This is a genomic window from Paenibacillus lignilyticus (assembly GCF_017942085.1).
Taxonomy (GTDB): domain Bacteria; phylum Bacillota; class Bacilli; order Paenibacillales; family Paenibacillaceae; genus Paenibacillus_Z; species Paenibacillus_Z lignilyticus.
The window spans coordinates 107650-123782 of the sequence record NZ_JAGKSP010000015.1 but is presented as its reverse complement, the minus strand read 5'-3'; the positions used below and the strand labels follow the sequence as shown (position 1 = coordinate 123782).

Annotated in this window: 16 protein-coding genes; 1 reads left to right on the top strand and 15 read right to left on the bottom strand. The window is 50.6% G+C overall.

Annotated features, from left to right (window positions below; genetic code table 11):
• Positions 1–16 precede the first annotated feature (16 nt).
• Both I8J30_RS26130 and I8J30_RS26125 read right to left on the bottom strand, forming a co-directional pair.
• Positions 17–1762, bottom strand: coding sequence for a sensor histidine kinase (locus tag I8J30_RS26130; protein ID WP_210663158.1), 1746 nt, complete (start codon positions 1760–1762; stop codon positions 17–19).
• Between the two features lie 160 nt (positions 1763–1922).
• The gene (locus tag I8J30_RS26125) at positions 1923–3332 is read right to left on the bottom strand and encodes a class I SAM-dependent rRNA methyltransferase (protein WP_210663156.1); all 1410 of its coding nucleotides are present in this window, start codon (positions 3330–3332) and stop codon (positions 1923–1925) included.
• 105 nt (positions 3333–3437) lie between these two features.
• Between I8J30_RS26125 and I8J30_RS26120 the strand changes: the two genes are divergently transcribed.
• Positions 3438–4421, top strand: a complete 984-nt coding sequence (locus I8J30_RS26120) for a Na/Pi cotransporter family protein (protein WP_210663154.1) — start codon at positions 3438–3440, stop codon at positions 4419–4421.
• 1 nt (position 4422) lies between these two features.
• Here I8J30_RS26120 and I8J30_RS26115 read toward each other — a convergent pair whose 3' ends face one another.
• The 13 genes from I8J30_RS26115 to hrcA all read right to left on the bottom strand — a co-directional run bounded on the left by I8J30_RS26115 (position 4423) and on the right by hrcA (position 15887).
• Complete coding sequence (locus I8J30_RS26115) at positions 4423–4860, bottom strand: NUDIX hydrolase (protein ID WP_210663152.1); 438 nt, start codon at positions 4858–4860, stop codon at positions 4423–4425.
• Between the two features lie 118 nt (positions 4861–4978).
• Positions 4979–6361, bottom strand: coding sequence for a tRNA (N(6)-L-threonylcarbamoyladenosine(37)-C(2))-methylthiotransferase MtaB (gene mtaB / locus I8J30_RS26110; protein WP_210663150.1), 1383 nt, complete (start codon positions 6359–6361; stop codon positions 4979–4981).
• Positions 6362–6366: 5 nt separating this feature from the next.
• A complete protein-coding gene (locus I8J30_RS26105) occupies positions 6367–7143 on the bottom strand; it encodes a 16S rRNA (uracil(1498)-N(3))-methyltransferase (protein WP_210663149.1) in 777 nt (258 codons plus the stop codon).
• A gap of 140 nt (positions 7144–7283) precedes the next feature.
• On the bottom strand, positions 7284–7991 hold the full coding sequence (locus I8J30_RS26100; RefSeq protein WP_338044951.1) for a site-2 protease family protein: 708 nt from the start codon (positions 7989–7991) through the stop codon (positions 7284–7286).
• Positions 7992–8027: 36 nt separating this feature from the next.
• A complete protein-coding gene (prmA, locus tag I8J30_RS26095; protein WP_210663147.1) occupies positions 8028–9008 on the bottom strand; it encodes a 50S ribosomal protein L11 methyltransferase in 981 nt (326 codons plus the stop codon).
• Positions 9009–9146: 138 nt separating this feature from the next.
• The gene (locus tag I8J30_RS26090) at positions 9147–10172 is read right to left on the bottom strand and encodes a Gfo/Idh/MocA family protein (protein ID WP_210663145.1); all 1026 of its coding nucleotides are present in this window, start codon (positions 10170–10172) and stop codon (positions 9147–9149) included.
• The gene (locus tag I8J30_RS26085; RefSeq protein WP_210663143.1) at positions 10169–10498 is read right to left on the bottom strand and encodes a cupin domain-containing protein; all 330 of its coding nucleotides are present in this window, start codon (positions 10496–10498) and stop codon (positions 10169–10171) included. The genes I8J30_RS26090 and I8J30_RS26085 overlap by 4 nt, the downstream gene beginning before the upstream one ends.
• A gap of 121 nt (positions 10499–10619) precedes the next feature.
• Positions 10620–10811 carry a hypothetical protein gene (locus I8J30_RS26080; RefSeq protein ID WP_210663141.1) on the bottom strand — a complete coding sequence of 64 codons (192 nt, stop codon included), beginning with the start codon at positions 10809–10811 and terminating at the stop codon, positions 10620–10622.
• Between the two features lie 13 nt (positions 10812–10824).
• On the bottom strand, positions 10825–10980 hold the full coding sequence (locus tag I8J30_RS26075) for a YfhD family protein (protein WP_143111636.1): 156 nt from the start codon (positions 10978–10980) through the stop codon (positions 10825–10827).
• Between the two features lie 83 nt (positions 10981–11063).
• Positions 11064–12203, bottom strand: a complete 1140-nt coding sequence (gene dnaJ / locus I8J30_RS26070) for a molecular chaperone DnaJ (RefSeq protein WP_210663180.1) — start codon at positions 12201–12203, stop codon at positions 11064–11066.
• 124 nt (positions 12204–12327) lie between these two features.
• A complete protein-coding gene (gene dnaK / locus I8J30_RS26065) occupies positions 12328–14175 on the bottom strand; it encodes a molecular chaperone DnaK (RefSeq protein ID WP_210663139.1) in 1848 nt (615 codons plus the stop codon).
• Positions 14176–14232: 57 nt separating this feature from the next.
• On the bottom strand, positions 14233–14799 hold the full coding sequence (grpE, locus tag I8J30_RS26060) for a nucleotide exchange factor GrpE (RefSeq protein WP_210663178.1): 567 nt from the start codon (positions 14797–14799) through the stop codon (positions 14233–14235).
• A gap of 62 nt (positions 14800–14861) precedes the next feature.
• Positions 14862–15887, bottom strand: a complete 1026-nt coding sequence (hrcA, locus tag I8J30_RS26055) for a heat-inducible transcriptional repressor HrcA (RefSeq protein ID WP_091219731.1) — start codon at positions 15885–15887, stop codon at positions 14862–14864.
• Between the last annotated feature and the right edge of the window lie 246 nt (positions 15888–16133).

The following is a 16133-nucleotide window of genomic DNA, read 5'->3' as shown; positions in this document are numbered from 1 at the left end:
GATAGCCTTCCTTTCTTTATCCAGTGGACGTCGTCGTCGAGCATGGAATACGGAGCGTTACTACGGTGCCTTTCGGTTCTCCATGCTCAAATTTCAGTTCTGCCGAAGTACCGTATTGCAGCTTCAGCCGATGCCGCACATTCCAGATGCCGAGGTGACCGTCCTCGAAATCAGCATGGATATCACCGCGCTGCAGTTCTACCAATTGATCATCCGCAATACCAACACCGTTATCGCTGATCGTTACCTCGTAGTAAGCAGCGTCTTCGTTAGTTGCCGGTTTGGCTGCAATACGGATCGTGAAGTGCTCTGGCCCCATTTCGAACCCATGCACGATAGCATTTTCGACAAACGGCTGAATGATGAGCGGCGGCAGCATTTCCTTCTCTAGTCCCGGTGAAATGTTGATCTCGAAACGCAAATACTGTGGAAATCGCAGCTGCTGAATTTCAAGGTAACTTTGCAAATGCTCGAACTCTGTGTTCACGCTGACGCTATTTAAATTCGTTCGTGTGACGAAGCGGAAATATTTCGAGATATGCGTTGACATTTTCTTGATGAGATCGGTTTTGTTCAGTTCCGCCAGATTGTATATGATATTGATTGCATTCAACAGAAAATGGGGATTGATTTGCACTTGTAGATGCTTGAGCTCCGCTCTTTGTGTTCGAATCTGTTCCTCGTACACGTGGATCTTCAAATCATGCACCTGTGACGCCATATCATTGAATGTATCGTTTATGATGCCAAACTCTCTCGTACTCCCCGCCATCAGCCTCGTCTCCAGATCACCGCGCTTAATTTGCCGCATCCCTTTGATCAGTTCATACATGGGCTTAAGCAGCGCGCGCTGAAGCAGCAGCAAGTAAATGACCAGAACGGCCAAGCCGAATAAGGGAATGATGAAAAATAATCGTTGGAAGTAGGGCAGCTGCTGCAGCAATGTACTTTCTGGAACGAGCACCGCAAGATGCAGCGGGGCGAACTTTGAGGCGGTTGAAACGAGCAGATAATCGCTTTGATCGGCCATATGCAATCTGGTGTACCGCTCATTCTCGCTCGGAAGCGAGAGCTTCGTTCCAGCGGTGTTTAACCCCCTTACGTATGCAGTAGTAAGAGGCGTACCGTCGCGCGCAATGAACATAGCCTGTCCCTGCTTACCGAGCTCTAGATAGCTAAGCGGTACCATGAGCTTATCGATATCGGTCCAGACGCCGACAATTTGCCCGTAATCCGTTGGCACGAGCCGAACGATGGCAAGCTCACCGTCTTGTTTGATGACCTTCCACGACTTCTCATGAAGCTGCGCATCAGACTGGCTGGCAATGTAGCTCTTCAGCACCTTGGTGACCGTTTCAAGCCTTGCTGCATCGCCCCCGCGAAAAGAAGTGCTTAGCAGCTCATCTTCTGCTTTGCCATACGTGAAAACTAAATTGACATTCGGGTAATTCACCATATCTTGAATCATCTTGTTCTGCACTCGCACTTTAGAGAAAAAATAAGCTGCGCTGCTTGGCTGGGACTTCCCGTACCGTCGCAAATCCTCATTCAACACAACGAAATTGTATAAGTAGCTCTCCGATTCGACGAGTGTGCGATCAATTTCATTGCGGTACATGGATAGTAAGTTTTTGTTCGATTGCCCCACTTCCTCGCGCACGACATTCATCGCATAGAAATTGTTGTAGAGCAACAGTGCAAAGAGCGGTACCGTAACCGCAAAAAATCCGATAATGAGCTTCGTTCGAAGAGACGCTCGCATTCGCTGGCATTCACTCTGCTTTCATTTAGTAGTTGGATGCCTTCATTGTACATGAATGCGCTAATGCCGCCAACAGTGCGGATGTAACGACACAAAAACGCTCCCACTCTTAAGCGATTGCCTAAGATTAGGAGCGTTAAATACGATAATCAAGTTGATACTAGCGGCTCCGTACTTCGAATATCCCAAACTTCAAATAATGGCCTTCGTTGACGCCGACGATTTGGGGGTGATCCTTGCCGGCTGCGCGCCAATCGATTAAACGCAGTGTCTTGCCTGCGTCGATTGCTGCTGCTTGGATCGTTTCAAGGAACAGCTCGGGACGCATATGGTAGGAGCAGCTGGCAGTGACCAGATAGCCGCCTTCATTCACAAGCTTCATCCCATGCAGGTTGATATCCTTGTAGCCGCGTACTGCGCCTTCGATAGCGTTCTTCGACTTCGTGAACGCCGGCGGATCAAGAATGACTACATCCCATTTCCGGCCAGCTTCTCCCATCTTCTTCGAGGTATCCACGGCCTTGGCGCTACCGCGCTCTTGGCGTTCTTCGATTCCCTTCACTTGTCTGCGAAGATATTCGAATGCGTCCGCGACAACAAACTCCACTCGTTCCTCGAAGCCGTTCCGAACGACATTTCGGCGTGCGGTTTCGATCGCATGCTCGGATACGTCAAGGCATGTTACTTTCTTTGCGCCATATTTGCAGGCATGCAACGTGAAGCTGCCCGTATGTGCAAAACATTCGAGCACCGTAGCGCCATCCCAATACGGGAATGTGACTACTTTGCCATTCGCATTGACGGGGACAAGCTTCTCTTCGTTCAGAGATGCCAGTGTGCCGGTATCATCGGAAGGAGCCGAAGAAGGCGAGCCTTCTTCTACCGGCTTCAATTGAATGCCGCTGCGCGCGCCCCAGCCTAGCATCAAAGGCGCGATCGAAGCTCTGTTCTCGCGTTGATCGAAGAAGTAGCCTGTCTTCTGTCCTTCTACGATGTCCACTTCCATCTGAAGCCCGTTTTCCAGAATATCCACAATACGCGGACATTCGCCATACAGAACGCCTGTCCGCTGCTCGATTCCTTCCAGCTCGCGAACGGACACATCGCTGCGCTCGTAAATGCCCTGCGGCGCAAATACGGCAACCAATGCTGCGACAATCGCTTCACGGCGAATATCCATGCCCAATGTCAGCAATTGCACGACCAGCACGCCGCCGAATCGGTCTACGATCAGCCCCGGCAGGAAATCTGCCTCTCCATAGACCAATCGGCAATCATGACCGTTTACGAAACGACTCCGATGCTGGGCGCATTGCATGAAACGCTCGCGGAAGTATGCTTCGTCCATAGCTTCAATCGGCTTATATGATGTTACCCGAACGGTAATTTGCGATTTGGGATTCCAGTAGCCCGTCGCCAGATACTTGCCTTGATGCGTAACCAGGTCAACTAAATCTCCCGGTGCAGCTTCTCCTTCAACACGGTTAATTTCGCCAGCAAACACCCATGGGTGCCCGGCCTCCAATCGTTTCTTGCGGTCACGCTGCAATATCGCCTTAGCGCGTTCCATCCGTATCCTCATCCTTTCTTTCTATCGCTTGCCTGGTCCGATCTTGTCATGCTCGTCCAATCTACTGCATATGTATCGTTAATCTTGTTAAAGGAGCTTGCTGCCATGTTATTCATGATAATAACCCGCGTGCTGGGAGGCTTTGTCATCTTCATGCTCGGCATGAGAGCGATGGAGCTGGCGATGCATCGTTCTGTCGGCCATCGCCTGCAGGACGTACTGCGCAGATCCACCGCCACACCGCTGCACGGTTTGGCTGTCGGGACAGCAACAACGGCTGTACTGCAGAGCAGCACAGCCGTTACCGTAATCGCAATAGGACTGGTCAATGCCGGTGTTCTCACGTTCCCTCGTACGCTCGGCATCATTCTGGGCACCAATATCGGTACCTGCTTAACGACCGAGCTGATCGGTCTTAATCTTGGCAGCCTTGGATGGCCGCTGCTCCAAATCTCGCTCGTACTCTGGCTGCTAACCGCCTTATTCGGCGAAGTTGGCCTTGGCAGCTTCAGTCGTGCAGGGCGGAAAGTTAGCCTTTTCTTAAAACCATTTCGCAACGGATCCGTCGTAACGGGAGGATTCGCATTGCTCCTGATCGGAATCGGACTGATGCAATCCGTCGCACCTGCCGTACAAGCGACAACCTTCTTCCAAGGCTTTATTAGCCGCGCAGAAGACAGCGTGCTGTGGGGGCTTGCCGCAGGAGTCGTACTAACGGCTGCCGTACACAGCAGCGCCGCCGTTATTGGCATTGTGATGGGACTCGCTCAGTCCGGCGCCATGCCGCTCGACGTAGGCATCGCGATTGTCCTCGGCGCCAACGTCGGCACATGTGTCACAGCCGTACTTGCTGCGCTTGGGGGAACGCCATCGGGGCGTTTCGTCGCTTGGGCTCATGTGCTGCTTAATGTCGGCGGAGCCGCCTTGTTTGCACCGTTCGCAGGCGAACTTGGCACCATTGCGGCCTCTTTAACCTCGTCGCCGGCCAGTCAAATCGCTCATGCCCAAACCATCTTTAATGTCCTGTGCTCGGTAATTGCGTTGCCGATCTGTTATCTTCCACGTTTAAGGAAGCTGTCAGCAACCTGAATCAGCCGCCGTTCTGTACGTTCAATCCGAGCAGGCGCAGCGCTCCGGCCAGAATCCGATCATTGTTGTTGTAGCCGGATTGCTTCTGCCTGCGCCATGCTTCCATCGGTTCAAACCATTCCACGCCTCGAATTTCCTCTACCTGCGCTTGCAGCTTACCGCCCACTGCTTCCACGAGATAGTAGTGAACTTCTTTATCCACAAGCCCTTTGGACTCATGGTTGTATTTGTATTTGATTTGATCGATTGGCGAAACGATGACGCCTTCCATTCCCGTCTCCTCGACGATTTCGCGAAGGGCTGTTTGCTCAATGGTTTCGCCCGGTTCCATTTTGCCTTTAGGCAGCGATATCTTGCCATAGCGGTCTTGGATCAACTGCACCTGCAGCTCACCGCCAACCTTACGGAACACGACGCCACCTGCTGAAATCTCCTTCATTTGCGTTCCCCCTTCGCGTTTCTTGGATACTACGCTCTTATGTAGAGCAAGGACTCTCTTGCAGCCCTGTCCCGGCTCCATTAGAATCCTCGCTTCAAGCTATTGAATTCGAATCGGTTTACGCTTGCATCGCTTGAGGCTGTGGCGCAGCTTCGGCACGAGCCGTGGACGCCGTATGGATATCCAAAACGCGTACAAGCTGGCCGCGGCACTCATTGACGCCGGCTTCCGTAATTTTCACTCTGCACAGCTCGCCGATCAGCGATTCCGAACCTTCGAATACAACTTGGATATAGTTGTCGGAGTAGCCCATAATCAGACCGGATCCTTCGGAGCCTTTATGCTCACGCTCCGGAATGACATCAAGCACTTCGCCGACGTATTTCTTCGCATAGTCCAATTGCATCCGCTCAGACAAGTCGATCAGCTTATGAACGCGCTCGTTCTTCAGTTCATCGTCGATCTGATCTTCCATGCGCGCGGCAGGCGTACCTGTCCGTTTGGAGTAAGGGAAAACATGCATTTCGGCAAAGCCCATTTGCTCCATAAACGCATAGCCGTTCTCGAACATCTCTTCCGTCTCGCCGGGGAATCCAACGATAACATCCGTCGTAATCGCAACACCCGGCATCGCTTCGTGCAGCAGTTTGATTTTCTCGGCAAACTGTTCCACGGTGTATTTCCGGCGCATCCGCTTCAACACATCGTTATCGCCGGATTGCAGCGGAATGTGAAGATGACGGCACATTTTGCTGGAACGGTTCAGCACGTCGATCATCGCATCGTCGATTTGACTCGCTTCGATGGAGCTGATCCGAATCCGCTCAAGACCTTCGATGGCATCCAGATCCCATAGCAGGTCAGATAGACGGTAGTTCTCCATATCATCACCATATCCGCCGGTATGAATGCCTGTCAGCACGATTTCTTTGTAACCGGATTCTACCAGCTGGCGAGCTTGGTTAATGACGCTTTCCGCTTCACGGCTGCGGGATAAACCACGCGACCACGGAATAATGCAGAAGGTGCAGAAGTTGTTGCAGCCTTCTTGAATCTTCAGGAACGCACGAGTACGTTCGGCGAAATCCGGTACATCCAGTTCCTCGAACTCGCGTGTTTTCATAATATTGCGAACCGCGTTCACGGGCTGACGCTCATTTTGCAAGTCCGTAATATAATTCATCAGCTTGTCCCGATCCTGCGTTCCGATGACGAGATCGACACCTTCAATAGCCAAAATTTCGGCAGGTGAAGTTTGGGCATAACAGCCCGTAACCGCAATAACGGCATCCGGGTTACGGCGAATGGCACGACGAATAATCTGTCTGCTCTTCTTGTCCCCCGTATTCGTTACCGTACAAGTATTGATTAGATAGACATCAGCAGTAGTTGTTTCGAAGTCGACTTGCTCATAGCCTTCCTTCTTAAACAGCTGCCAGATCGCTTCCGTATCGTAAAAGTTAACTTTGCAGCCTAATGTGTAAAAAGCAACCGATGGCATAGTTGTTAAACGCCTCCCATTTCTCCGGATTCATACATGAGGCAGGCGAGTCCAACCATCGCAGCGGTTTCCGTGCGTAAGATTCGCTTGCCAAGACCGATAATGACAGCACCGGCCTCTTCTGCTTCCTCTGCTTCACGTTCGGTGAAGCCTCCTTCTGGTCCAACAATGAGCAAGATATTACGCGGCTCATCATTGCTCCAGCCTTCTGCTGTTCCTCGGCGAGCTTGAATTGCATCGCGCAAACCAAGTCCACCGCCTTCCTTCTCATAACAAAACAATGCCAAGTGGTACTCCGGAATGCGTGCGACCAGCTCCCGCCATGACGCAACCGGCTCAATAGCCGGAATACGACTGCGGTGCGCCTGCTCAGCAGCTTCCTTCGCGATCTTGCCCCAACGGTCAAGGCGCTTGGCTTCCTTCTTCTCATCATATTGAACAATCATCCGCTGGGATTGGAACGGCACGAAGCTTGCTGCGCCGATCTCTGTCCCCTTCTGGATGACAATCTCCATTTTATCGCCCTTCGGCAAGCTTTGGGCTACCGTTACCGACCAAGTCGGTTCACCGCTCATCGTCAGCCATTGAGAAACCTCGGCTTCCACTTTGCCCGGTGATAGAACGCTTATCGTCGCTTCCGCGACACGTGTGCGGCCGTCACTAACAATGATGGCGTCTCCCGCTTCCATCCGCATCACGCGTGTAACATGATGAGCATCGTCGCCTGTCAGAACAACCATATTATCAGTAAACTGCTCCGGCGTGACAAAATATCGTTGCATCTTCGGTAGAACCTTTCCAGTCAAATCACAGGCCATTACGTTCAAGGTCTGTGTCAAAACTCCAACCTACATCATACACGGTTTGCACTCGCTCCGCTAGGGTCGTTAAACATTTTCCAGAAGCAAAGCCCTCACCTTACTTACCTGTAGAAATCCGCTACAAACTGAGCCCAATCCACTTTGTCGAAGAATAATTCACAAATTTGCATAATGCAGGAAATAATCGAATCGGAGTTGGCGAACAGCGGATCGAGAGTTGCTGCACGAAGCGGCGGAACAAATACGATCAACAAGAAGAGGAACATGCCCCACGTCTCATATTGATCCATCCGAATACGAAGCGGAGTTGGAGCGAGATCCTGAATAATTCGGTATCCGTCAAGCGGCGGCACCGGAATAAGATTGAATATAAACAGCATGACATTCAGTGTAATTAAATAGTTAAGAAAATGAACGATAGCACTATGTACGCCGAAGGAGCCTGCTTGAAGCAAACCGGTTTGGTTAAGCACATATACCGCGAGAATGCCGATTGCCGTCAAAAGCAGATTGCTAAGCGGCCCAACAGCCGAAACGACAATGCCCATCAATCGAGGATACTTGAAGCGGCTCCGGTTAACCGGAACGGGTCTGGCCCAGCCAAAACCCGCTACAAGCAGCAATATAGTTCCCATTACATCCAGATGGGCACGTGGATTCAGCGTTACCCTGCCGGCATCATATGCGGTACGATCCCCAAACTTATAGGCGCTGTAAGCATGCGCGAACTCATGAAGCGTGAACGCAATCATTAGTACTAGAAAAATAAAAGGCAAGTCTTTAATCGGATACCACAAAAAGTCCGACACCGTTCACCCTCCTACACCATTTTGCGGAGCGTATGCTTACTCCGGTTTCTTCGCGATGAAAGCGAGCCAGTCCTGGTCACGCTGACGATCAATGATCGTAAAGCCGGCTCGCTCAAGACCTTCCGCAACGGCATCTTCTTTGTTCTTAAAGATACCCGATGCAATATAAGTACCGCCCGGTTTAAGTGCAGCATAAACATCGTCAATGAACAGCAGGATAATTTCAGCCAAAATATTAGCTACGACAACATCAACCGGTACCGTCACATTCAGCGGCTTAACCGGTGTGCTGCCATCCGTGTTCAGTACGCCCAGCAGGTCGCTCAAATGCACTTGAATATCGTTTTCCAGCTTGTTTAATCGTGTATTCTCCGTAGCGGATGTAACTGCAATCGGATCGAGATCTAGCGCAAGCACGCGGCGTGCGCCCAGCAGAATCGCGCCGATCGCCAAGATGCCGGAACCTGTCCCTACATCGATAACTTCCTCATCGCCTTTAATAACCGTCTCCAGCGTACGCAAGCAAAGCGCGGTTGTCGGGTGCGTACCTGTTCCGAATGCCATCCCTGGATCAAGCTCGATAATCCGCTCATCCGGCGAAGGGGTGTAATCCTCCCATGTCGGCTTAATCGTCAACCGCTCCGACACCCGGATCGGCTTGAAATACTGCTTCCATGCATTAGCCCAGTCTTCTTCGTCGACAAGTGCCTTGGTAATCTTGTAGTCGCCTGGATCAATATCGAATTCGCGAAGCTGGTCGATTCGCTCAGGCAATACGGCCATGAGTGCATCGATGTCCGAATCAAGCTCCGAGAAGTAGCCTTTAATAACAGCCTGGCCTTCAGGAATATCGTTAAGCGGGTGCTCATACCATTGGCCGAGCGATGTGTCCCGCTGTTTGTTCAGTGTGCCTGATTCTTCAATGGATACGCCGTCGGCATCCATTTCATGCAAGAAGTTGGAAATCATCTCGATCGCTTCTTCGGTTGTCGAGATTGTCAGTTCATGCCATTTCACTTTGTGAATCCCCCTGATCGCGTTATCGTTTCTATTCGTCATTTTTAACCTATCTTGTCTATTCTACACCAGATAAAGGCTTCACACAAAAAACAAGCCCCTGCAGCCTATCGGCGGCAGAGACTTGTCATCGCAGCCTTACTTTGAAACAACGTAGCTATCCGGGTAAGCGACTTCACCGGTGCGTGAGGAATCGCTGATCGCTATCAGCGCAGCCAAGGTGCGTAAATTATCCCGGCCCGATATCGAAGGCTCTTCACCGTCTACGATCCGTGCGGCAAACTCAGACAATACGCTGTGAATGCCTTGTTTAGAGTCCGGCAGAGGACCGTCCGCATAGGAAATGAATCGTTTGTTCTGCTCTTGGTCGACGATGTACACGCCATAGCCTTGACCGAGATCATCCAGATGGATCGAACCGTTATCGCATTGAATGCGCCAGTCGCCTTCCCAAGGCGTTGATAGTCCCTTGGATACGAGGCTGCCCAAGTAGAAGACGGGGATTCCGTTGTCCAGTTCCATACTCGCCTGCACATTTGGATGACCTTTGTACATACTTCCTTCGAAATTCCACGTTTTGCCCGACACGGTCCGAATATCGGATTCCAGTAAGTAGCGAACCATGTCCACGTGATGAACCGCCATCTCAAGCAGCATGAAATTCTCCATAACCTGCTGATAGTCTTTGCCAAAATGATCATAGAAGAACTGAGCCTGCACAAACAGCGGTTTCCCCATTTCGGAGATGGCCTTCTTCAGCGACAGGACATGGTTCTGATAACGATAGTTCTGGCTGACCATCAGAATGAGCTGTTTCTCCTTCGCAAGCTCGACCAGTTCGCAAGCTTCGCCGATATCCAGGACGAACGGTTTCTCAACGAGCACATGAAGCCCATGCTCCAAGGCAGCTTTGCAAATCGCATAATGATAAGGAGAAGCTGCCGTTACAAAGACGGCATCCGCCTCGCAGGATGTGAACGCTTCCATATAATCCGTAAAACATTTCTCTTCAGCTACACCGAGCTCTGCCGCGCACTCTTTCAGACGAGCCGGATTGATTTCAACTACGGCTGCATAAGTGAAGTCAACAGACTGCTTTACGAAATGAAGCGCAACGCCAAAACCATGCATGCCGAGGCCAACTTGAATGATGTTCAATGTCATTGTGCGGCTCCTTTATCTTTAAATAGATATCCTACCCGGCCGCCTTCAGGCATAATGCCATAAATATATACGGCAACCATCTCTTCTGTGACGATTAGGGAATGCTCATCTCCGCGTTTTGTGAGGACCATATCACCGGCACCGATTTCGTACGTGTCGCCTTCCGTAGTACACGTTCCTTTGCCGCTTATGATGATCCAGTATTCATTCGCATCATGATAATGCAGTTGAACGATATCGCCGACCTTAAGATGGTTGATCCCATAGTGGCTTAGCTCGCTCCACTCCGGATATTCCTGTGCTGCACCTCTGAAATTAACAGGCATGTACATCCTCCTCACATTGCTTCAAGCTATCGTTAATTTTGCCACACGTTGAAACGTTTCACAAGGAATAAAAAAAGATACCGTACCCTCGACAATTCGTGGGTACGGTATCTGGATTTGCTCACATATTAGCTGTTCCACCGGTTTGTTCAATCAAATGAAGAGCGCGGTCAACCAAATCATCCCCGACAGTAGCGGTTAGCGAAGCGCCGTCAGCGCCGCCGTCCACTTGCAGCACGCGTAGTGCCATCAGCTTCAGCTGCGCCTCACGCGCTCCGTCTCCATCTTGAAACGTGGCATGAATGACTGTCATAGAGTCAGCAGCCTCATGACTGCTTCTGCGCTCTGGCGTCTGCCTCCGCCGCTCGCTGCATGGCTTTCTTATCTTCCTCGTCAGCCAGCTCCGCCGAGAATTCCACATCCTCATTTTTGCCGATCGGCAGCTCTGCGAAATTTTGTTTCTCCAAGTCTTGATCGCTCATGTTCATGCTCCTTCATGTAGAAATGGATTCAGACACGAAAGTTAGCATAAACAAGTGGCCGCGATCTTATGCTTTTAAGCCTATTAGTCGCCGCGGAATGCTTTCTTCATCTTCTCGAAGATCGATTCATGGTGTTCTTGCTGTCCGGCATCCGTGCCGCCGCCTGCTGCTCCACCGCCGGAGAACTGACGCAACAATTCCTTCTGCTCTTCATTCAGGGCAGTTGGCGTCACGACGGTTACTTTAACATGCTGATCGCCTTGACCATAACCGCGAAGGCGCGGAACACCTTTGCCTTTCAAACGGAAATAAGTGCCGGTCTGCGTCCCTGCAGGAATTTTCAGCTTCACTTTCTCTGTCAGCGTCGGAATTTCGATCTCATCGCCAAGTGCCGCCTGTGCGAACGTTAGCGGTACTTCGCAGTAAATATCATCGTTCTCACGCTCGAAGAAATCATGAGGCTTCACACGAATTACGATATATAAGTCACCGGATGGGCCCCCGCGGAATCCGCCTTCACCTTCGCCGCTTAAGCGGATTTGTGCGCCTTCATCGACACCGGCAGGAATTTTCACATTGATTTTACGCTGCTTCTTCACTTTGCCTGCGCCATGGCAAGTCGTACATTTTTCTTTGACGATTTTGCCTGCGCCATTACAATTAGAGCAAGCTCTGCGATTTACCATACGGCCAAACGGTGTATTTTGTACCACTTCTTGCTGACCCGTACCGCGACAAACGGAACAGGTTTCAGGTTTCGTACCCGGTTTCGCGCCTGAACCTACACAAGTATCACATGTTTCGGTGCGCGGAATCGTAATTTCCGTTTCCTTGCCGAACACGGCTTCCTTGAATTCGATGGTCATCGTATACTGCAAGTCATTTCCGCGCTGCGGAGCATTTGGATCACGACGACCGCCGCCTCCGCCGCCAAAGAACATATCGAAAATATCGCCGAAGCCGCCGCCGAAATCGCCGGCACCGCCGCCAAAGCCTTGGTTCGGATCTACGTGACCGTGTCGGTCATACGTAGCGCGCTTACCATCGTCACTAAGTACGTCGTATGCTTCCTTCACTTCTTTAAATTTATCTTCCGCATCCGCCGCTTTATTTACGTCCGGATGGTATTGGCGCGCCATTTTACGATACGCTTTCTTAATTTCGTCCTCGCCTGCGTCTTTCCCGACGCCGAGCACCTCATAATAGTCCCGCTTGTCAGCCAACTCCGTCACCCCGTCTCCTATTTGCGCTGCAAAATCATTATCTATCTAGACACACGAAAAACGGCTGCGCCGTCCAAAGTTTTTCGGACGGCACACCGTTTGCGTATAACTTAATTTACACTACTTACTTCTTGTCGTCTACAACTTCATAGTCGGCATCGACTACGTTGTCTTTGCCTCTGGAAGAAGATTCGCCGCCCGCTTCCGGACCTGCGCCTTCAGCGCCTTGACCCGCAGCTTGTGCTTGCTCATACAATTTCACGGATAGCTGTTGAACGATTTCCGTCAGCGCTTCTGCAGCTGCATTGATTTGTTCCACATCGTCTGTTGCCAGCGCTGCGGTAACTTTCTCTTTAGCTTCGTTCGCTTTTGCGATTTCGCCCGCATCTACTTTATCGCCAAGATCTTTGATTGTTTTGTCCACGGAATACACCAGTTGGTCGGCCGCATTCTTCGCTTCGACGAGCTCACGACGTTTGCGATCTTCCTCTGCGTTCAATTCCGCATCCTTCATCATGCGGTCGATTTCTTCTTCGGACAGACCGCCGGAAGAAGTGATCGTGATTTTGTGGCTCTTGCCTGTGCCTTTATCAAGGGCAGACACGTTTACGATACCGTTGGCATCGATATCGAATGTAACTTCGATTTGCGGTACGCCGCGCGGAGCCAGTGGAATATCACCAAGTGTGAAGCGGCCGAGCGTTTTGTTGCCTGCAGCCATTTGACGCTCGCCTTGAAGCACGTGAATTTCAACGCTTGGCTGGTTATCCGCATAAGTGGAGTACACTTGGGATTTGCTTGTAGGGATTGTCGTGTTGCGATCGATCATCTTCGTGAACACGCCGCCTGCAGTTTCGATACCGAGGGACAATGGCGTTACGTCAAGCAATACAACGTCCTTCACATCGCCTGTCAATACGCCTGCTTGAACTGCTGCGCCAAGAGCTACAACCTCATCCGGGTTAACGCCTTTGTGCGGCTCTTTGCCGATCAGTTTCTTAACTGCTTCTTGTACAGCCGGGATACGAGTCGATCCGCCTACAAGAACAACTTTATCGATATCGCTAGGCGACATGCCTGCATCGCTCAGAGCTTGGCGAGTTGGGCCAAGTGTACGCTCTACAAGGGCATGCGACAGTTCTTCGAACTTCGCGCGAGTCAGGCTAAGCTCCAAATGCTGAGGAACGCCGTCTGCCATAGTGATGAACGGCAGGGAGATTGTCGAAGTCAGTACGCCGGAAAGCTCTTTCTTCGCTTTCTCAGCCGCGTCTTTCAGACGTTGTACAGCTGCTTTATCTTTGGAAAGGTCAACGCCTTGCTCTTTCTTGAATTCGGATACCAGGTAGTCGATGATTACTTGGTCGAAGTCATCGCCGCCCAGACGGTTGTCACCGCTGGTTGCTTTTACTTCGAAGAAACCATCGCCAAGCTCAAGGATCGAAACGTCGAACGTACCGCCGCCAAGGTCATAAACGAGGATCGTGTGATCTTCTGTTTTCTCCAGACCGTAAGCAAGTGCAGCAGCTGTCGGCTCGTTGACGATACGAAGCACTTCAAGACCCGCGATTTTACCGGCATCTTTCGTTGCTTGACGCTGACTGTCATTAAAGTAAGCCGGTACTGTGATTACGGCTTGTGTTACCGTTTGGCCAAGGTAAGCCTCAGCATCTGATTTCAGCTTTTGCAGAATGATTGCGGAAATTTCCGGTGCGGAGAAATCTTTGCCATCGATAACTTCTTTATGGCTGGAGCCCATGTGACGTTTAATGGACATGATCGTGCGGTCCGGATTCGTGATCGCTTGGCGTTTAGCCGATTCACCGACAATACGTTCGCCGTCTTTCTTGAAACCAACAACAGAAGGGGTTGTGCGGTTGCCTTCCGGATTCGGGATTACGACGGCTTCGCCGCCTTCCATTACCGCAACGCAAGAGTTTGTTGTACCAAGGTCGATACCGATTACTTTACTCATAATTAAAGTTCCTCCTCAAAGGGATATAATTTGAATCATCTATAGGCAAGCTGATTGTTAACCGCTGACTTTAACCATAGCGGGACGCAGCACTTTATCCTTCAGGACGTAGCCCTTTTGCACTTCTTCAACAACGATGCCTTCTTCATGCTCATCGGATTCGACTTGCATAATGGCTTGGTGGAAATCCGGGTTAAACGGCTGCCCAACCGCATCCATCGCTTTAAGTCCTTCAGCTTCAAGCACTTGCTCAAGCTGGCGGAAGATCATGTCGACGCCTTTGGAAAACGATTCGCCGTCGCCGCCGTTCTTCGCAGCTTCAATGGCGCGGCCAAAGTTATCGACTACCGGCAGAAGCTGCCCGATCAGTTTCATGGAAGCATATTGCCCAAGCTCTTCCTTTTCCTTCATCGTACGACGACGGAAGTTGTCAAAGTCAGCTTGTGCTCTTAAGTATCGCTGTTGGTTCTCTTCGGCTAATTTCTCAAGTGCCTCTACGCGGGAATCTCCTGCGCTTCCTTCTTCTTGGGGAGCCGCCGTTTCTTCATTCACCGTTTCCTGCGCTTCCTCTGCAGTACGGTTCTCTTCATGTTTATGTTCCTCATCTGTATGCTGTTCATTCACAGACACGAGCGCTTACACCTCCTGAAAGTAATCCCTAATTGCTTCACTCATGTTAATTCGCGTCATTTGTACCATCGACCGAGCAGAACCGCCATATCTTTGGACAGTAAGTCCAGCAAGCTGATCACTTTACCGTAATCCATTCGTGTCGGTCCCAAAATCCCAATCGTGCCCAGCTGTTTGCCTTGTGCCGAGTAAGTCGCCGTAATCAAACTGCAGTTGTTAATCGCCTCATGCGTATTCTCGGTTCCGATACGAACTTGAATACCGCTTGGCAGCGTACTGAACATCTGCATAATGGTCGGCGTCTCGTCAAGCAGGTCGAGCAGCGTCTTTACTTTGTCGACATCCTTGAACTCCGGCTGTGTCAGCATGTTCGTCGTCCCGCTTAAGAATACACGATGATCGTCTTCGTTCATTAAAGCGTCGTCGAGTACGCCGAGCAGTCGCTCGCATTGGTCCGCATAACGGCCAAGCTCCTGACCGACTTCGGAATACAGCTTGGATTTTAGGCGCGCAATTGGCACCCCGATCAATTTGCTGTTCAGAATGTTAACAGCCTGCTGCATTTCCTCCATGCTCATATCATCCGGCAAAGAAATCGTGCGATTCTCAACATGACCCGTGTTGGTAACGATGATCGCTACCGCGGTGTCATCACTGATGGGAACGAGCTGGAAATGCTTCAGCGAATTCGTAAACGTCTCCGGCCCAAGCACAATGCTCGTGTAATTCGTCAGATTGGACATAATCATGGCTGCATGTTGAATAATCTGTTCCATTTGGTTCACTTTCTCCGTGAAGAAGGAGCGAACCGTTTGCATATCCTGTTCGTTAACTTGACTCAGTCTTACAAGATGATCGACGTAATAGCGGTAGCCTTTAATAGATGGAATACGACCTGCCGAGGTGTGAGGCTGTTCCAGAAATCCGAGCTCTTCCAAATCAGCCATCTCGTTACGAATGGTTGCCGGGCTAAAGCTGACATCGCTTCGTTTCGAAATGCTGCGTGAACCAATTGGCTCCGCTGAGCGGATATAATCGTCTATGATGACATTCAAAATCATACGCTGCCGTTCAGTTAACATCGCAGTCCCTCCCGGTTTATAAAGATCGTTTCCTACTTAAGCTTCTTCCCAATTATTGCGGTCATCCCTCAACCGTTAGCACTCGTTATCGATGAGTGCTAATCATTACTACAAAAATACCAAAATCGCTTGCCAATTGTCAAGTCAGTTCGGTATTTTGGGCCGGAAGAAAGATGAAAAAAGCCATCTCAAAAGCAGCATTCCCCTGCGCACTTTCGAGACAGCCATTTTCATTTCAATCATTCG

Bases quoted from the DNA above. Each gene is read 5' to 3' on its own strand.
- I8J30_RS26090 (WP_210663145.1), bottom strand. From the start codon at position 10,172: ATGACATTGAACATCATTCAAGTTGGCCTCGGCATGCATGGTTTTGGC.
- I8J30_RS26085 (WP_210663143.1), bottom strand. From the start codon at position 10,498: ATGCCTGTTAATTTCAGAGGTGCAGCACAGGAATATCCGGAGTGGAGC.
- mtaB (WP_210663150.1), bottom strand. From the start codon at position 6,361: ATGCCATCGGTTGCTTTTTACACATTAGGCTGCAAAGTTAACTTTTAC.
- I8J30_RS26115 (WP_210663152.1), bottom strand. From the start codon at position 4,860: ATGAAGGAGATTTCAGCAGGTGGCGTCGTGTTCCGTAAGGTTGGCGGT.
- I8J30_RS26125 (WP_210663156.1), bottom strand. From the start codon at position 3,332: ATGGAACGCGCTAAGGCGATATTGCAGCGTGACCGCAAGAAACGATTG.
- I8J30_RS26130 (WP_210663158.1), bottom strand. From the start codon at position 1,762: ATGCGAGCGTCTCTTCGAACGAAGCTCATTATCGGATTTTTTGCGGTT.
- I8J30_RS26105 (WP_210663149.1), bottom strand. From the start codon at position 7,143: ATGCAACGATATTTTGTCACGCCGGAGCAGTTTACTGATAATATGGTT.
- I8J30_RS26120 (WP_210663154.1), top strand. From the start codon at position 3,438: ATGTTATTCATGATAATAACCCGCGTGCTGGGAGGCTTTGTCATCTTC.
- I8J30_RS26075 (WP_143111636.1), bottom strand. From the start codon at position 10,980: ATGAGCGATCAAGACTTGGAGAAACAAAATTTCGCAGAGCTGCCGATC.
- dnaK (WP_210663139.1), bottom strand. From the start codon at position 14,175: ATGAGTAAAGTAATCGGTATCGACCTTGGTACAACAAACTCTTGCGTT.
- I8J30_RS26080 (WP_210663141.1), bottom strand. From the start codon at position 10,811: ATGACAGTCATTCATGCCACGTTTCAAGATGGAGACGGAGCGCGTGAG.
- hrcA (WP_091219731.1), bottom strand. From the start codon at position 15,887: ATGTTAACTGAACGGCAGCGTATGATTTTGAATGTCATCATAGACGAT.